We start from the raw sequence: 16,906 nt of genomic DNA, 5'->3' as shown, positions 1-16,906 counted from the left end.
AAGTATATAGGTCTATGGAGCGGGCGGAAAGGATGGGCGGTGCACCCACCGGAACGTCGGGCGACGCGACACACAGTCAATCGCCGTGTATGGTTGCACTCTGGATGCACCGTAAAATGTAAGGGGTAGCTGATGGCCGAGCAGACGGGCACCGAGTCCAAGATGATCGACGCGACGGAACTTTCCAAGGCGATGACCAGCATTGCGGAACGCTCTCAGCGCATCGTCGCTGATTTTCTGACCCGCCAGGCGGCGGACCCCACCGCGGCGGCGGCCGACCCCTTGAATATCGGCAACGCCTTCATGGAAATGACGGCCAAGCTGATGAGCGACCCGGCCAAGCTGGTCGAGGCCAATCTCAACCTGTGGCAGGATTACATGTCGCTGTGGCAGAACACCGCCCGGCGCATGCTGGGGGAGGAGACCCAGCCGGTGGTCGCCCCCGATTCCGGTGATCGCCGCTTCAAGGACGAGATGTGGCAGGAGAATGAAATCTTCGACTTCATCAAGCAGTCCTATCTGCTGTCCGCCCGCTGGATGCAGGGCGTGGTGAAGAATGTCGAGGGTCTGGACGACCACACCGCCAAGAAGGTCGACTTCTATACCCGCCAGTTCGTGGACGCCATGGCGCCCAGCAATTTCGTCCTGACCAACCCCGAGGTGCTGCGCGCCACGGTGGAGACCCGGGGCGAAAACCTGCTGAAGGGCCTGAATAACCTGCTGGATGACCTGGAGCGCGGCAAGGGCAACCTGGCCATCAAGATGACCGATTACGACGCCTTCAAGGTGGGCGAGAACATCGCCGTCACCCCGGGCAAGGTGGTCTTCCAGACCGATTTGATGCAGCTGATCCAGTACGATCCGACCACGCCACAGGCGTTCGAGAAGCCCTTGCTGATCCTGCCGCCGTGGATCAACAAGTTCTACATCCTGGACCTGCGCCCCAAGAACTCGCTGATCAAGTGGGCGGTGGACCAGGGCCACACGGTGTTCGTCATTTCCTGGGTCAATCCGGACGAGAAGCTGGCCCACAAGGGCTTCGGCGACTACATGCTGGAAGGCCCGCTGGCCGCCATCGACGCCATCGAGAAGGCGACCGGCTCGCGTCAGGTCAATGCGGCCGGCTATTGCCTGGGCGGCACGCTGTTGGCCTGCACCCTGGCCTATCTGGCCGCCAAGGGCGAGGACCGCATCGCCTCGGCCACCTTCTTCACCACCATGACCGACTTCAAGGACCCCGGCGAACTGGGCGTCTTCATCGACGAGGAGCAGCTCTCGGCCCTGGAAACCCGCATGAACCAGGCGGGCTTCCTGGACGGCCGCGACATGGCCACCACCTTCAACATGATGCGCGCCAACGACCTGATCTGGTCGTTCGTGGTCAATAATTACCTGCTGGGCAAGGACCCGTTCCCGTTCGACCTGCTGTACTGGAACTCGGATTCGACCCGCATGCCGGCGGCCATGCACAGCTTCTACCTGCGCAAGATGTACCAGGAGAACCGGCTGGTCGAGCCGGGCGCCATCGAGCTGAACGGCGTCAAGATCGACCTCGGCAACATCAAGACCCCGCTCTACATGCTATCGACGCGCGAGGATCACATCGCGCCGTGGCAGAGCACTTATGCCCTGACCCAGAACGTGTCCGGCCCCATCAAGTTCGTGCTGTCGGCCTCGGGCCACATCGCCGGCGTGGTCAATCCGCCCGCCGCCAACAAGTACTGCTACTGGACCAATGCCAAGAAGCCCAAGAACCCCGAAGTCTGGCTGGCCGGTGCCACCCAGGTGGAGGGCTCGTGGTGGACCGATTGGCAGAAGTGGGTCGAGAAGTTCGCCGGCAAGCAGGTTCCCGCCCGCCAGCCCGGCGACGGCAAGCTGAAGGCCATCGAGGCGGCCCCCGGCTCCTACGTCCAGGTCAAGGCGGTGTAAATCACCATAGCTGACCGGTCGGTCGATCAAGGCGGCTCCTGCGGGGGCCGCCTTTTTTTGAGACAGGGGTGACCGCTGGGGGCTGCGGAAAAGCTCCACTTCGGGGGCGTTTGCCCCCGATCCCCCGATCGGGAAGCACAGCTTCCCGAACCTTTCAGTTTATTAATTCATTGAGATCAAAAGAACCTGGAGGTTCGGAGGCTGTGCCTCCGAACGGGTCAGGGCGGTCGCCCTGCCGCGCAAGCGGAGGGGCTTCGCACGATGACTCTATCCTCCGATCACCGGCAGAGTGACGGTGAAGGTGCTGCCCTTGCCGGGCTCGGATTCGACGCGGATGGAGCCGCCGTGGCGGTCGACGATCTTGCGGCAGACGGCCAGTCCGATGCCGGTGCCCTCGTACTGGCCCCGTCCGTGCAGGCGCTGGAAGATCATGAAGATGCGGTTGAAATACTCGGGCTCGATGCCGATGCCGTTGTCGCGGATGGAGATGTCCCAGGCGCCGCCGACCCGCACCGCCCGCAGCTCGACCTCTGGAGGGCGCTCGGGGTTCCTGTATTTCAGGGCGTTGCCGATCAGGTTCTGGAACAGGCGGGTCAGCTCCATGCGATTGCCATGGGCGTGGGGCATGCCCGTGGCGGTGGTCACGGTGGCGTGGCCCTCGGCGATGGCGGCGGACAGGTTGGACAGGGCGTCGGCGATGACTTCGCCCAGGTCCAGGTCTTCCATCTCGCGGTCGGCGTGGCCGATGCGCGAATAGTCCAGCAGATCGCGGATCAGCAGATCCATGCGTCGCGCGCCGTCGACGGCGAACAGCAGGGATTCGAGGGCATAGTCGTCCAGCTTGTCCTTGGCCAGGCGCTGAAGCAGTTGCAGATGGCCGGTGATGGCGCGCAGCGGCTCGCGCAGATCATGGGAGGCCACATAGGCGAACTGCTCCAGTTCGGCATTGGAGCGTGCCAGATCGGCCAAGGCCTTCTCGATGGCTTTTTGCGCATGGCGCTGTTCGGTGACATCGCGGGAGAACACGGCCATCCGCCGGATCTCTCCGTCCCCATCCTGAACGGGATAGATGCGGTTGTCGAAGATGGCGCCGCCGCGCTCGTCGACGCTGTGCAGGGGCCGCCTGTCGGCCAGGACCTGGGCGAACTGGTCGCGACGCCTTTCAGCCAGGGGCTGCGGCAGCCAGTCAAAGAACGAGGTGCCTGGCATCTGGGCGGGGGTTGTGGCGAAGCGTGCGGCCAGGGCCTCGTTGGTGGCCAGGATCCGCCCCTCGGGAGTCATCAGCAGGGCGCCGTCGATGGTGGCGTTGAGCAGGGTCTTGGACAGTTCCTCGCTGTTCCTCAGCGTTTCCTCGATCTGCTTGCGGCGGATGATGCCCGCCAGGGTGTCGGCGACCATCCTCAGGAAATGCTCTTCCTCCTTCTGCCATGGATGGCCGTGGCCGATATAGGTGTTGAGCACGCCCAGAAGATCGGGGCCGTTCATGATGGGTATGCAGTAATGCCCGTGGGGGTGCATGTCGGGCACCTGGGTCTGGTGCCGCTCGTCCACGTGGGAGGCAAACACCGCTTCGCGCCGTTCCGCGGCGGCGCCGCACAGGCAATTCCCCATCCGGATGACGGTGCAGGCCTGGATGATGGCCTGTGACATATTGTGCTCGGCTACCAGCGCCAGGGTCTTGCCGTCGGGCTGGGCGAGGAAGATGGCGCCCCGTTCCTCCACGTTCAGCCAGGGTAGGCTGAGGATTTCCACCAGGGAATCGTGCAAGATGTCGTTCAGGCGCCGGTCTTCCAGCGAGTGGCGCAGGATGCCGCCCAGCGCCGTGGTCACCGCCAGGTTGCGGGCGGCTTCGGACTCGGCCCGGATGCGCCGGGCGATGTCGCGGAACAGGGTGACGGCCCCAGCCACGCGGCCGTTCTGAATGATGGGGGCGGTGGTGAATTCCACCGTGACGGGGGTGCCGTCCCGCCGCCAATGGACATCGCGGGGGACGTGGCGAATGTTGCCGTCGTGCAGGGTTTGCCACACGGGACAGGCGACGGCGGGGAATTCGCTGCCATCGGCCCGGTGATGATGGACCTCCTCGTGCAGGTTGAGGCCGACACCCTCGGTCTCGCTCCAGCCCAGCATGCGCCGGGCCGCCGGATTGATGAAGGTGATCCGGCCCTCGGGATCGACGCCGCAAATGCCTTCGCCCGCCGAGGCCAGGATCAGCTCCAGGCGGTGACGAGCCTCCTCGGTCTGGACATGGGCGGCCTCCAGGGCGCGGGCCGCCGCGTGGCGGTTGCGCCAGCTGCGCAGAAGCAGGGTCGCCACGGTCACGCTGAGCAGCGAGAAGCCCATGGCGACGGCCACCATGATCAGTGCCTGTCGCCGCCAATCGGCGAGATAGTCGTCCTCGCTCAGGCCGACGATCACCCAGAGGGGAAAGCTGCCGATCCGGCTGAGGTGATAGCTGCGCGCGACGCCGTCCACATTGGAATCCGCGTGATAGGCCGCCTTGCCGGTCCCGGACTGAATGAGCGACAGCAATTGCGGCGACGGCTTCGGCGCCTTGGCCACCACGCCGCCGGGGCCGTCCAGCTCGGGGGCGCGGGCCAGAATGGAGGGGCCGTCATCCCAGAGGCTGACCGAACCCTGGGGGCCGACATCGATGGCGGAAAAGCTTTCCGTGAATTTGTCGAGCGGCAGGGCCACATGCACATCGCCCGCGAACGAGCCGTCGGGCGCGTTGAGGCGCCGGCTCAGGGTGACCATCCAGGTCTGGGCGGCGCGGCCGAGAACCGGCTTGGAGATGACCAGTCCGGCCTTCGGGTCGTCCCGCATTTTGATGAATTGCGGCCGGTCGGCGATACTGGCCTGGGCGACCTTGATGCCGGTCACCCCGTAACGGATGATTCCCGAGGCGTCGACCACCCGCAACCCCAGCGCCTCGGGCAGGCGCTCGTCGTGACGTCGCAGCAGATCCTCGATCTGGGCGGCGTCGACCCCGCCGACCCTCTCCTGGCGCGCGATCTCGTCGGCGACCGCCAGCAAGGTCAGGTCGATCTTGGCGATGGTGCCATGCAGATTGGTCCGCAGCACGGTGGAAAGGTTATCGGCCACGGCCATGGCCTGATGCCGGTGCTGGGACCGGCTCATGACCAGGACGCTGGCGACCAGCGCGCCGACGAAAAGATTGAGGGCCAGGACGGCGGAAACAAGGCGGCGGGTAAAGCGCCTGGCGTCAGAATCCCGCTGGTCCTGCGCATTGGGCGCGGATGTTGTCGGGCCGGCCGAGGAAGGGGACGATGGGGGATGTGTCACGCCAAACGCCATATATAGCTTGACGAAAGAATAGGCTGCTCCCTGGGGGAGGGCAAGGGTTTCTACGGATGCCGGGGCTCCGTTTGCGGCAATGTCGGCATGGTGCCGCTCCTAAAAGTTTGCGATGGCGCACGACTGGCCCTTGCCGCGCAATGCCCGGCACAGGGTGTCGGCATCGGCTCCCGACATGGGGCCGGCGATCAGGCGATAGGTGGTGCCCAGGTCGGGAATATCGGTTTTGACCGCCTTGAACTCCAGGGCGGACAGTTCTGGATATTCCTTCTTCAGGGCGTCCACAGCCTTGTCCGTCATGTTGGGGGACGCCATGGACAGAAGGTGGAGGCCCAAGGTTGCCTTGGGATTGAACGGCACGATTCCGCCGGGGGTGTCGCCCTCGCGGGTGGCGCCGGGCACGCCGCCGTCGGGGACGGTCTTCTTTGGTGCGGGCCTCTTCTTCTTGGGCGGCGGCGGCGGAGGGGGGGGGGCATTGGCCAGGTCCCGCTCGGCGGCGATGATGGCGGCCATTTCCCGCTGAAACTCGTCATGCTCCACCAGGCCGAGGCGGGCCATATCCTCGGCTCGCCGCCGGCCCGTGGCCAGGGCGGGGCTGTCCTTGCGTGCCGGCGGTGTCCGCAAGCTGGGCTCGGCCGGCAGCAGGCCGTCCATCAGGAAGTCGCGCTCGGCCTGCCGGACCGAGGCCGGTACACCGGCCGTGGGGACCGACAGGCGGGACAGGCGGTCGGCGATGTCGCGCAACGCCACCGGCCGTCCCAGCCCGGAGGCCGGGGGCGGCGCGGAATAGGGCAGAAGCGCGCCAATATTGGCGTTGCGTCGGATCGAGGCTTCGTCGGGCGTGACCAGCCCGGCTTCCACCAGCTGGCGCAGCAGCAGGAAGCGCTGGGCCTCGGGATCTGAAGCGATGACCGTGGGGACGTTGAGGCGGACCTCGGGGTAGCGCACCGGCTCCGGCACGACCTCCGGCTGTGGCGAGGGCCAGGATTCCGCAGGCGGAGGGACGCCGACGATGCCGCCGCAGCCGGCCATGCCCGACAGTGTCGCGAGACATGCCGCGACGGAAGCTATGTGCAATGCGCGACGTGCCATTGGCAGCAACCCCGATAATACCAAGCTGCGGCGATCGAAACCGATCACCGCAGCGCCCTCATGCGGCGGGCGGGCGCTGTGCGCCCTTGCCTCCCGCGCCGCAAGGCGCGCGGCCCCTTGGGCCTAGCCAACCCGCGATGAGTTTCACTCGACGCAGGTTGGTATAAACCCCTCATGAAGGGTATGCGCTCGGTCGGCAATGTCAACCTCCGGGGTATCGTGCTAGGCTGCTCGCCGACTCGAAAGGTTGGGGACCTGCCATGAATACTGCTGTACCGGCGCGCTACGACACCGTGGCAAGGACGCTGCACTGGGTGATGGCCGCGGCCATCCTGGCCCTGTGGGTGGTCGGGCACATGATCGACGCGCTGCCCAAGGGGCCGGTGCGGTCCGAGGTGATCGGCCTGCACAAGGCCATCGGCGTGGTCATGTTGGTCATGGCGGTGGCCCGGCTGGCCTGGCGGCTGATCCGGCCGCAGCCGCCCCTGCCGTCGTCCATGTCCCCCGGTGAACAGCTCCTGGCCAAGGCCGGGCATGTGGCGCTTTACCTTCTGATGCTGCTGATTCCGATGGACGGCGTCCTGATGAGCCAGAGCGGCGGGCGCGAGGTCTCGGTGTTCGGGCTGGTGCTCCCCGCCCTGGTGGCCAAGGATGACGCTCTCAAGGCCATCTTCAAGGAAGGGCATGAAGTGCTGGGCTGGGTCCTGGCCGCCATCCTGATCGGTCATGTGGCGGCGGCTCTGCGCCACCGCTTCATCTTGCGCGACGACGTCATGGCCCGCATGCTGCCGGGGAAATAATCCCAACATCCGGGAGAGGAGGGGGAACTCCCCTCCCGGGTCCGGCCCGGCCCGCCGGGGTGTCAGGCGCCCGGCGGTCGAGCGGGGTCAGACGTGGGCGTGCATCAGGTCGCCACGCAGCACGCGGCCGGAATGGACCGCCTCGGCCATGACGACGATGGTCTCGACCACATCCTCGAAATCCTCCATGCGGTCGGTATTGATGGTGATGTCGAACTGGCTGGCGTCGGACAGGCGCGAGTGAAAGGCCTCCCACACGAACTTGCCGCGCCGGTGATTGATCTCCTGGGCCTTGGCCAGAAGATCGGCCTCGTTGCCGTGGCCCTGTTCGGCCATGCGCTTGGCACAGACCTCGGGGCTGCCGGCCACCCGCACCCGCAACGCGCACTCACCCGCCAGGATGATGTGGGCGCCACGTCCGACGATGATGCCGCCCAGGCGTCCCAGGCTCATCACCACCTTGACCAGGGAATCGCGATAGGCGTCGGGACTGATGTCCTTGCCCGAGAACAGGCGGTAGAGCCACATGTCCTTGGCCCGGCCAAATCCTTCATCCATCAGGCGGACGATGGCCGGGTCGTCGTTGAGGCGGCCCGCCACCTCGCGCAGCAATTCCTCGTCGTAGAGGGGCAGTTTCAGTCGCTGGCAGACCCGGGTGGCGATGACGTCGCCGCCCGAGCCGAAATCGCGCGACAGGGTAATGACCGGCTGACGTGGGCGCAGATGCTCGCCTTGGCGAGGTACCGTCGCCACTTCGGCCATGGCCGAGATTACGGAAAGGATATTGGTGGTCATGGAAGCCTCCCTGCGGAATGCCTACCTATCGCCCATGATACGCCCAACAAGAAGGGGCCGCCATCCCCCGGTTGAAGAAGGCGGCCCCCGCAAAAATGCCGTTGATCAGATCCGGTAGCCCAGGCGGATGCCGCCCCAGTGGCGTCCCTGCACCATGATGGGCGCAGAGACGTCCTTCATCATGATGAACTGGCCGCCGCCCATGTCGCGGCGATAGGTCTGCAGCAGGAAGGGTCTGGTGTTCCTGCCCGCCGACAATCCGGTGCGGTCGTTGAAGATGCGCCGGTTGCGGCAATTGGCGTTGTTCCACACCGGGTCGCTGCCCTGGGGGTTCGACACCTTCTTGTTGTGGGTGGCGATATAGCCGTTGCGGTCGATGGTGACGCAGAAGGCCACCCGGCTGTCCAGGGCCAGCAGCGGCTCCTGGATATCGGGCAGCACCAGATCGGTGAAGGCGGCGTAGCGCGAATTGTGCTGTTGCGGATTGGTGCCGGCGATGGGCTGATAGTTCTCGTCGAACAGGTCGGAGACTGAAATCCGGCCCGAGGCGATTCCCTGGTCGAACGCCGCGGTCACCTGACGGGCGGCGGACTGGATCGCCTCGATGAACGGGGTGTCGGCGGTGCGGAAGCCCGAGGCGGCGATATAGCCCATCAGTTCCTCGGAATTGCCCAGCAACGAGGCGATGCGCTCGTCGGCCTTGCGCAGGCTTTCGCTGGTCATGGCGATGCCTTCGAAGAACTTGTCGATTTCGCCGATCACGTCGCCGCACTGGGACAGGGAGGCGGAAGCGGCCTGGGAGATGTCGCCCACCTTGCTTTCCACCGATTCGATGACGTCGCCGAACACCGAGACGGCCTGATTGATGACGCCCACCCCCGAGCCGACGGAATCGGCCATTTTCAGGGTGTCGGTGGAGGTCTCGATCAGGTCGGTGACCGAGCCCGACAGCTTGTGCACGGTTTCGTCGATGCCGCTGGTGACGTCGGCGGTCTGGCGCGCCAGGGTCTTGACCTCGGTGGCGACCACGGCGAAGCCCTTGCCCGCCTCGCCGGCCCGGGCCGCCTCGATGGTGGCGTTCAAGGCCAGGAGGTTGGTCTGGCGCGCGATCTTCTGGATGTTGCGCGACATGGTGCTGACTTCGCCCAGGGCGCCTTCCAGGCCTTCGAGCCGCTCCTCGATGCCCTGGACCGCGCCCACCAGCTGGTTGACGCCCGACAGGGCCTCTTCCACCGTGCGCAGGGATTCCGAGGATTGATGCCCGGCCTGGACCGTCATGTCGCGGGTCTCGCGGCCGGCATTGTCGATCAGCCCGATGGTCTCGGCCATGGCGTGGGCGATCATCTTGAGATGGCCGAACAGTTCTTCCTGATGCTTCACGAAACGGGTCAGGCCATCCATGGTGCCGGCGATGTCGGCGACCTCAAGGCTGAGACTGTCGATCTGCTTCAAGACCTCGGTGGCGAATGAATCAACACTCTCCGCCGTCGGGGAATTCCCAACGCGCTCAGCCGTCATTCCGCTTTCTCCCAGAGTACAATTCACCCATTCAACGGCACCTCTATCGGGTACCTTAGATATTGGGACTCACTAAAACCTATTGCCAGGGGATGCGTCAACGCCTGCGTTCAGGCGGGTCGGGGCTTTTGGTATGACGCCCTAAGACTGAACGGATGAGTCGTCTTCCTCTTCGGGGGCATTGGTTGCGCCACCTCCGTCCGAAGATTTTACCGACCTGTTCTTTGCCGGATTGGAAAACCTGAAGCGTCCGGCCAGAATGCAGCCCTTCATGCCGGGGTCGCAGGGCAGTCCGCCCAGCCGGTTGCACTTTTCCTGGTCCTGATGCGGACATCCCCAACCGCTCATGGGGGCCTCCTGTCGATTGAAGGTCAGTATAGCACGCCGCCGGTCAGGCGCTCTGATGTCCGTCAAGAGTCCGGGCGTCCAGCGCACGGGCCAGGGCGCAAAAACCCTCCACCGGGATTTCCTCGGCCCGGGCCGTCGGCAGGATGCCGGTGCGCTCCAGCAGGTCCTCGGCGCCGCCGAGGGACTTCAGGCTGGAGCGCAGCATCTTGCGGCGCTGGCCGAAGGCGGCGGCGGTGACCCGTTCCAGGGTCTCGAAGCGGGCGGGGGCCAGGGGCTCGGCCCGCGGGATCAAATCCACCACGGTGGAGGTCACGGCCGGCGGCGGGGTGAAGGCGCGACGGTCCACATTGAACAGCGGCCGCACCTCGCACCGCCATTGGGTGATCACCGACAGGCGGCCGTAATGCTCCGAGCGCGGCGGCGCGGCCAGGCGGTCCACCACCTCCTTCTGGAACATCAGCACCAGACGCTCGAAGGCGTCGGCGCGCCGCAGCCAGCCCAGCAGCAAGGCTGTGGAGATGTTGTAGGGCAGGTTGGCGACGATGCGGCGCGGGACCTCGCCCAGTTCGGCGGCGTCGACGGTCATGGCGTCGGCGGCCATGATCTCCAGCCGGCCGGGATAGGCTTCGGCGATCTCGTTCTGAATGGCAATGGCGCGGTCATCGCGCTCGATGGCGATCACCTGGCGCGCCCCGGCATCCAGCAGGGCGCGGGTGAGGCCGCCTGGCCCGGGGCCGATCTCGATCACCGAGCCGACGGTCAGGTCCCCGGCGGCGCGGGCGATGCGCCCCGTCAGGTTGAGGTCGAACAGGAAGTGCTGGCCCAGCGACTTCCTGGCGTCGAGGCCGTGGCGGGCGATGACCTCCCGGAGCGGCGGCAGATCAGCCATGACGGGCTCGATTCAAGGCGATGGTGGCGGCCATGGTCAGGGCGGCCACCAGGCTGTCCGGCCGGGCCTGGCCGCTGCCGGCCAGATCGAAGGCGGTGCCGTGATCGGGCGAGGTGCGGACCATGGGCAGGCCCAGGGTGACATTGACGCCGCCATCGAAGTCGATGGTCTTGATGGGGATCAGCGCCTGATCGTGATACATGCACAGCGCGGCGTCATAGCCCCGGCGGGCGCGCGCATGGAACAGGGTGTCCGAGGGCAGGGGGCCGACGGCGTCGATGCCCAGCGCCCGCAGATCGGCCACGGCAGGGGCGACCATGTCCTCGTCCTCGCGCCCCATGGCGCCGCCTTCGCCGGCATGGGGGTTGAGCCCGGCCACGGCCAGACGCGGGCGGGAAATGGCGAAATCCACCTCCAGCGCCCTAGCGACGATGCGCCCGATCTCGACGATGTCGGCCCGGGTCAGGGTGCGGATGGCCTCGGACAGGCCCAGATGGATGGTCACCGGCACCACCCGCAATTCGGGGCAGGCCAGCATCATCACTTCGCGCAGATCCGGACGGCCCAGCAGGGCGGCCAGGAACTCGGTATGGCCGGGGAAGGCGAAGCCGCCCTGGTACATCACGTGCTTGTGGATGGGGTTGGTGACCAGACCCGCCACCTCGCCGGCCAGGGCCAGGGCCACGGCTCGCTCGATGGCCGCCGTGACCATGGGCACGTTGGCGGGATCGGGCCGGCCCGGCTCGACCCTGACGGCCAGGGGCTGATGCAGGACGGGAAGAGCAACGGCGAAGGCCGCCTCCGCCTCGGTCGGGGACGAGACCTCCACCACCGGCACGTCCAGGCCAAGTCGGGCGGCCAGGGACCGCAGGCGCCCGGCATCGTCGATGAGCATGAAGGGCGGAGCGCCATTGACGCCGCGTTCACTCCAGGCCCGCAGGGCGATGTCGCCTCCGATTCCGGCGGGCTCGCCCATGGTCAGGGCGAGGATGGTCATGCCGGTCGGCCTTGCATCGGCATCAGAGCCGGAAATCGATGAAGGCGGCGCGGCGAAGATCGCGCAGATAGCGTTTGGCCAGCATCTCCAGGCGCTCTTCCTCGATGGTGCGGCGCATGGCCTCACGGGACGGCAATCCGCCCTTGCTGACATTTTCGTCGCGTGAGCAGACCATCAGCACCAGCAGGGCCTTGCCCATGTTGATGGGAGCGCTGGCCTTGTGGAGGGGCAGAGAACTGGCCACGGACCGGATGTTCTGCGGCAGAACGGAAAGGGTGACGCCATCGCGACGGCCGGACTGTTCCGAATTGAGCTTGCGTCCCAGATCATCCATCTCGTCGCAGGATCGGACGTTCGCCGTCAGCTCGGCGGCCTTGGCCATCAACTGGGAGATGGGAGGGGAGCCCGGCGGCACCGGAAAGAACACCTGGGAAATGTTGAGCTTGGGGTCGCTGACGTTGCTTTCGCCCGCCACCCGCTTGTCGATCAGGGCCAGGATGGCGTAACCGGTTCCGGTACGGACCAGTCCGCTGACCTGTCCCTTATCCAGGCGCGACACCGTCTCGCGGATGTCGTCCTCCAGAGCGGCAGCGGAGAGCCAGCCGAGAACGCCGCCGTTGTTGGCGGTGCCGCTTTGGGAGAATTGCCGGGCCAGGGCCTGGAACGGGGCGCCGGCGCGCAACTGCTCGATCAGGCGTTCGCCAAGACGCTTGGACTCCTCTTCCTGGCGCGGTGAATCCACCGGCAGGAAGATCTCGGCCAGCATGAATTCCGGCTGTCCGAATTGCTGGCGCAGGGTTTCGATCCGCTCGGTGATCTCATCCTCGCCCACCCGAATGGTGGGTTGGAGCGTGCGCATGATCAGCTTGACCCAGATGATATCCGCCTTGATCTGATCCTTGACGGCATCAGGATCGACGCCGGCTTTGGCCAGCGAGGGCAACAACGAGCCGGGTGGCATGCGGTTCTGGTTTTCCACGTTGGCCACGCCGCGCGCCACTTCGTCGGCGCCGGCAGCGACCCTCAGGCGGGCGGCCTCCTGCGCCTGCACCCGCTCATCGACCATTTTGCGCAGCACTTGGGGAACGGCGCGGCGGCGGCTTTCGATGTTGTCGGGCAGGCCCGAAACCGTGATGGCCAGCTTCAGGCGGGCATCCAGGTCGCGGATCGAGATGATCTCGTCGTTGACCACGGCGGCGATACGGTCCACCTCCTGGGCCGCACTGGGCCGGAGGGGGATACAGGCAACGAGGAGTGCGCTCAGGACGATTGCGGCGCGGGCCAGCATTCTTGGGTTCCTCCCTCTAGAAGACGCTGACGGGCGCTTCGCCCAACGACTTCAAGACCACGGTCAGGCTCAAATGATATCCGGACAACAGGCCGCTCATATCGGAGTGATAGCGGTTGAACGCTCCCACCACGGCAAGGCACTCATCGCTGTACATGGTGTTGGCGGACCAACTGACCGTGCCGCCGTTCTGGGCCAGATCCTGCTGCAGCGAGAGCGAACTCCGCCAATTCTGCGACATGGTCGAACTGAGGCCGTAATTGACGTATTGCCGCTTGGCATAAATGGTGCTGCTCGAACTGCTGTTGGTGCTGCTGGGCGACAGCATGCCGTAATCGGCGGAAAAGGCCAGAAGGGGCGGTCCGATGCCGAACCCGGCCTCGTTGCGCCGCACTTCCAGCGTATCCTTGTCCAGACGGACCCGATCACGCAGCGTCAGATTGCCGATGGGCGTGACATCAACGCGGCCGACATAGTCAGAAAGGGTGTCGGTGAACCCGCTGCCGGTGCCGAACGCCGACGTCCTGCGTTGGCGCCATCCTTGGGCCGCCTGGGCGACGATGGCGCCGCCTCGGGAGGGGTAGGCCGCCCAGCGCAGGCCATAGGCGCCCCTGGCGCCGCCCTCGACCTGATCCAGGCCAGGCAGGCGGTTCGGTCGCATGATGTTGGTCTCGTCCAGTTCGAAGCCGATGGAATCCTCGTTGGGAATGCGCGAGTCGATTCCGGCATTGGGGCTGAGCGCCACCATGGCCACCGGCTCGATGACCTGGGTGATGCTGCGTCCCGGACGGGTAAAGGGATAACGCCAGTTAAGGGCGATCTCGGGGATGGCCCGCCCGGCGCTGCCCGAGCTCTTGGCCGTGCCGGTCAGGTGGTCGGCATTGTAGGCGTCCCCGCGTACCGAGGTGGACAAGGCGACGACCTGGCCATCCGGCGAGATGAGCGGCAGGTTCCAGGCCACCTTGGTCGACAGGCGCTGGGCCTGGGTTCCCACGTCGCGGGTGTAAGCCAGCACGTCGGAATCCGTCGACCAATAGCTACCCGCCCAGCCCGGCGAGCTGACGGTGCTGTACACCATGTGCGGCAGAACCACGGGCGACTTGCTGGAATCCTCCACCACCCGTTTGCCCTGGAACGACATGGCCTCCATCATGGCATAGCCGCGCCGGCTGAACCCTTCCACATAGGGGCGGTTCATCAGCCAGGGCCGGTCTTCCTCGGTGCGAACGCGATACAGCGAGCGGTAGGAGAGGTCTGACTGGTGCTGAATCTGCCAGCCCGCCCGCCAGGTGCGGTCCAGCTCCATCAGGCCCTTGGATTCGATGTGTCCCCGAATCCCCTCCTTGGTCGTGTCCGAGGCGATGCTGGCCGTGGTCACCGCTTCGCCGTGCACCCCGCGCCAGCGATGCTGTCCGGCCAGTTGCATCCGCTTGAAGACCGAGGTGGGGACATCCTTATCGGGCTTATCAAAGGTGCTGACCTGGTCCAGCATGAAGCGGGGTGTCAGCGTGAAGTCCTCGTTGTCCGACACTACCTGGAAATACGGGGTGCTGATCGAGGGGCCAAGGCTGCTGTTCATGCCGAAGATCGGCGCCAGCAGGCCGCTCTGGCGCTTGATGGTCGGATCGGGATGGGACAGGTAGGGCGTGTAGGCGACAGGAATGCCCTTCAATTCCAGCCAGGCATCGCGGTATTCCACCTGAGCCTCGGCCTGATTGTGGGTGACGCGCACCGCCTTGACCTGCCACAGCGGCGTGCGCTCGGGGTCGTCCCGGCACGGCTCGCAGGCGGTGTAGACCGCCCGGTCGAAATCCGTGCGGTCGCCGCCCACCCGCTGGCCGCTTTGCGCCGCCAGACGGGAATTATCGGCCAGGATGGTGCGGATGTCGCGGGCCACGCCGTTCTTGAAGTCGCCCGTCAGCTCGAAGTAGTCGGCATGGGTCACCTCGCCCGAGGGCTCGGTCAGCACCACGTTGCCCGACGCCCCCATGACGTCCTGCTTCATGTTGTAGCTGACGGTGTCGGCGGTGATGGTGCGGCCGTCATGCATCATCTCGACGCGGCCCTTGGCGGTGACCACGTTGAACTCGCGGTCATAGATCACCTGGTCGGCCACCATATGGACCGGCTCCGCCCCGTCCTCGGTGGTCTTGAGGTGGCGCAGGGGGCGGGGAATGACCCGTGGCGGGCGCTTCAGGCCGACTGCATCGCCGCTCTCGTCCTCGCCGCGCATGATGACCGAGGCCCGCTGCATGGCGCGCGAGGTTGAACGCTGAGCCTGGGCCGCCGGGGAGACTTCCGCCCGGATGGCCGGCTGCTCCTGCGCCGGAGCGGCCTGCTGCCGCCGTTGCGGCTGCTGGACCGGCTCGGGGGGCATGGTAGTCGGGGGAAGGGCGCGGCTGCGCGGCGCCGGGGCGGGCGCCGGCTCGTCGTCGCCCCAGGCCTGGCCCCAGGACCCGGTCTCGGGATAGGCGGCGCCCATCTCGGTGACCGGCAGGGGCTGAGCCGCATGCACCGGCGCCTGGGCGACGGGTGCGACGGGGCGGCTGGGAAGGGCGGCGGCGGCGGGCGGCGGCACATATCCCGGGGCGGCCTGGGGGGGCGCCGGGCGGGGGCGTTGCTGCGCCGGTGCGCGGGCGGCGGCCGGGTCGTCGTCGCCCCAGGCCTGGCCCCAGCCTCCCGCTTCCGGCCAGGCCTTCTGCTCGGTGATCACGTCGGCGCGCACGGGGACGGTCAGCGCCGTTGAGGCCGACAGCAGGGAGATGAGGAGCAGATGGCGGGACGATGGCACGGTGGTCACCCTATGTCGCCGTAGCCGTGCCGGAGGCCGCATTGGTCCGGCGACGCGGCCACGGCGGGCGCGCCAGGACCCAGAGGCCGAGGGCGATGGGAAGGGCTGCATTGATGTAGATGAGCGGCACGAAGGCCAGATTGCCCGACGACAGGTTGGAGGCGCCAAGCGCCAGCGCCTGAACCGCCACCATCAGGGCCGTGGCGGTGATCACCTGGGCGGTCTGGCCCCGCCGGTCGAAGCCCGAGGTCAGCAGGACCGCGGCGGCCAGCAGGGGAAAGCCCAGGCTGTACAGCGGCGAGGTCAGGCGGGAATGCAGCTCGGACTTGAACCGGCGCAACTCCCCCTTGTTCTCCATGCTGCTGTCGATGGCCAGCAGTTCCAGCGTCGAGCGTTCGCGGGCATCACGGACCCGGTCGTGCTTGGCGCCGGTGGCGGTGTTGAAGTCCACGGTGTAATTGTCGAAATACAGCAGCGACAGCTTGCCGGTGCCGGGGGTCACTTCCTGGCGATTGCCGTTGACCATCAGCACGCGGGGACCCTGCTCGGTATAGACCAGGGCGCCGCGCTCGGCCATCAGGGTGACCGGGCGCTGGGCATGGCGCTTGTCATGGACCAGCAGGCCGGTGAGTTCGCCGTTGGGGGTGCGCGAGCGGACGTAGATGGTCAAGCCCTCGCCGAACTTGTTGAACATGCCTTCCTGCAGCAACACGTTGCCGATGTCGTTGCGGATGGTCCACTGCATCTCGTGGAAGCTGCGCACGGTGACCGGAATGATCCAGCAACTGAGCATGTAGCCCACGGCACTGACCGCCAGGCCGAGAATGACCGCCGGCCGCGCCAGGGCCAGATGGCTGAGCCCCGCAGCGCGCAGAACCACCAGTTCCCGGTCCGCAATCAAGCGGTTGTAGGTGAAAAGCACTACGGCGAAAAGGGAAATCGGGATGATCACCACCAGGAAGCCCGGCATCAGCAGGATGGTCAGCTTCAGGAAGGCGCCGATGGACAGCCCCTTGTTGACGATCATCTCGACGAAGCGCAACGACTGGGTCAGCCACAGGACACAGGCCAGCGCGGCGGAGACGAAGATCATCCCCACCAGCATCTGGCGCATCATGTATCGCGTAATCCCCGACATGGC

General features: G+C 66.3%; 11 protein-coding genes. 2 read left to right on the top strand and 9 right to left on the bottom strand.

From position 1 onward, the window contains the following. Positions 1–132 precede the first annotated feature (132 nt). A complete protein-coding gene (locus tag AMB_RS18850) occupies positions 133–1,929 on the top strand; it encodes a PHA/PHB synthase family protein (RefSeq protein ID WP_011386081.1) in 1,797 nt (598 codons plus the stop codon). A gap of 267 nt (positions 1,930–2,196) precedes the next feature. Here the strand turns inward: AMB_RS18850 and AMB_RS18845 are convergent, their stop codons facing one another. Continuing rightward, complete coding sequence (locus AMB_RS18845) at positions 2,197–5,235, bottom strand: ATP-binding protein (RefSeq protein WP_011386080.1); 3,039 nt, start codon at positions 5,233–5,235, stop codon at positions 2,197–2,199. 111 nt (positions 5,236–5,346) lie between these two features. Next, positions 5,347–6,207 (bottom strand): SPOR domain-containing protein, encoded by an 861-nt coding sequence (locus AMB_RS18840; RefSeq protein WP_043747017.1) that lies wholly within the window; start codon positions 6,205–6,207, stop codon positions 5,347–5,349. 392 nt (positions 6,208–6,599) lie between these two features. On the opposite strand from AMB_RS18840, the gene AMB_RS18835 reads away from it, so the two are divergent. Continuing rightward, positions 6,600–7,139 carry a cytochrome b gene (locus AMB_RS18835; protein WP_011386078.1) on the top strand — a complete coding sequence of 180 codons (540 nt, stop codon included), beginning with the start codon at positions 6,600–6,602 and terminating at the stop codon, positions 7,137–7,139. A gap of 87 nt (positions 7,140–7,226) precedes the next feature. On the opposite strand, the gene AMB_RS18830 is transcribed toward AMB_RS18835, so the two are convergent. The 7 genes from AMB_RS18830 to lptF form a co-directional block, all read right to left on the bottom strand. Continuing rightward, positions 7,227–7,934: a cytidylate kinase-like family protein gene (locus AMB_RS18830; protein WP_011386077.1), complete on the bottom strand. Its 708-nt coding sequence runs from the start codon at positions 7,932–7,934 to the stop codon at positions 7,227–7,229. Between the two features lie 105 nt (positions 7,935–8,039). Continuing rightward, positions 8,040–9,452 (bottom strand): methyl-accepting chemotaxis protein, encoded by a 1,413-nt coding sequence (locus AMB_RS18825; protein ID WP_043745234.1) that lies wholly within the window; start codon positions 9,450–9,452, stop codon positions 8,040–8,042. 391 nt (positions 9,453–9,843) lie between these two features. Then, the gene (gene rsmA, locus AMB_RS18820; protein ID WP_011386074.1) at positions 9,844–10,689 is read right to left on the bottom strand and encodes a 16S rRNA (adenine(1518)-N(6)/adenine(1519)-N(6))-dimethyltransferase RsmA; all 846 of its coding nucleotides are present in this window, start codon (positions 10,687–10,689) and stop codon (positions 9,844–9,846) included. Further along, a complete protein-coding gene (pdxA, locus tag AMB_RS18815; protein WP_011386073.1) occupies positions 10,682–11,686 on the bottom strand; it encodes a 4-hydroxythreonine-4-phosphate dehydrogenase PdxA in 1,005 nt (334 codons plus the stop codon). The genes rsmA and pdxA overlap by 8 nt, the downstream gene beginning before the upstream one ends. A 22-nt stretch (positions 11,687–11,708) precedes the next feature. Then, entirely contained in the window at positions 11,709–12,974 is a 1,266-nt protein-coding gene (locus AMB_RS18810; RefSeq protein WP_011386072.1) for a peptidylprolyl isomerase, read from the bottom strand. A 16-nt stretch (positions 12,975–12,990) separates the two neighbouring features. Further along, entirely contained in the window at positions 12,991–15,774 is a 2,784-nt protein-coding gene (locus tag AMB_RS18805) for an LPS-assembly protein LptD (RefSeq protein WP_011386071.1), read from the bottom strand. Between the two features lies 1 nt (position 15,775). Next, entirely contained in the window at positions 15,776–16,882 is a 1,107-nt protein-coding gene (lptF, locus tag AMB_RS18800; protein ID WP_011386070.1) for an LPS export ABC transporter permease LptF, read from the bottom strand. Positions 16,883–16,906 lie beyond the last annotated feature (24 nt).

This window comes from Paramagnetospirillum magneticum AMB-1 (assembly GCF_000009985.1).
Taxonomy (GTDB): Bacteria; Pseudomonadota; Alphaproteobacteria; order Rhodospirillales; family Magnetospirillaceae; genus Phaeospirillum; species Phaeospirillum magneticum.
Note: the sequence above shows the minus strand (reverse complement) of the source record. Positions and strands in the feature narration are given on the sequence as shown.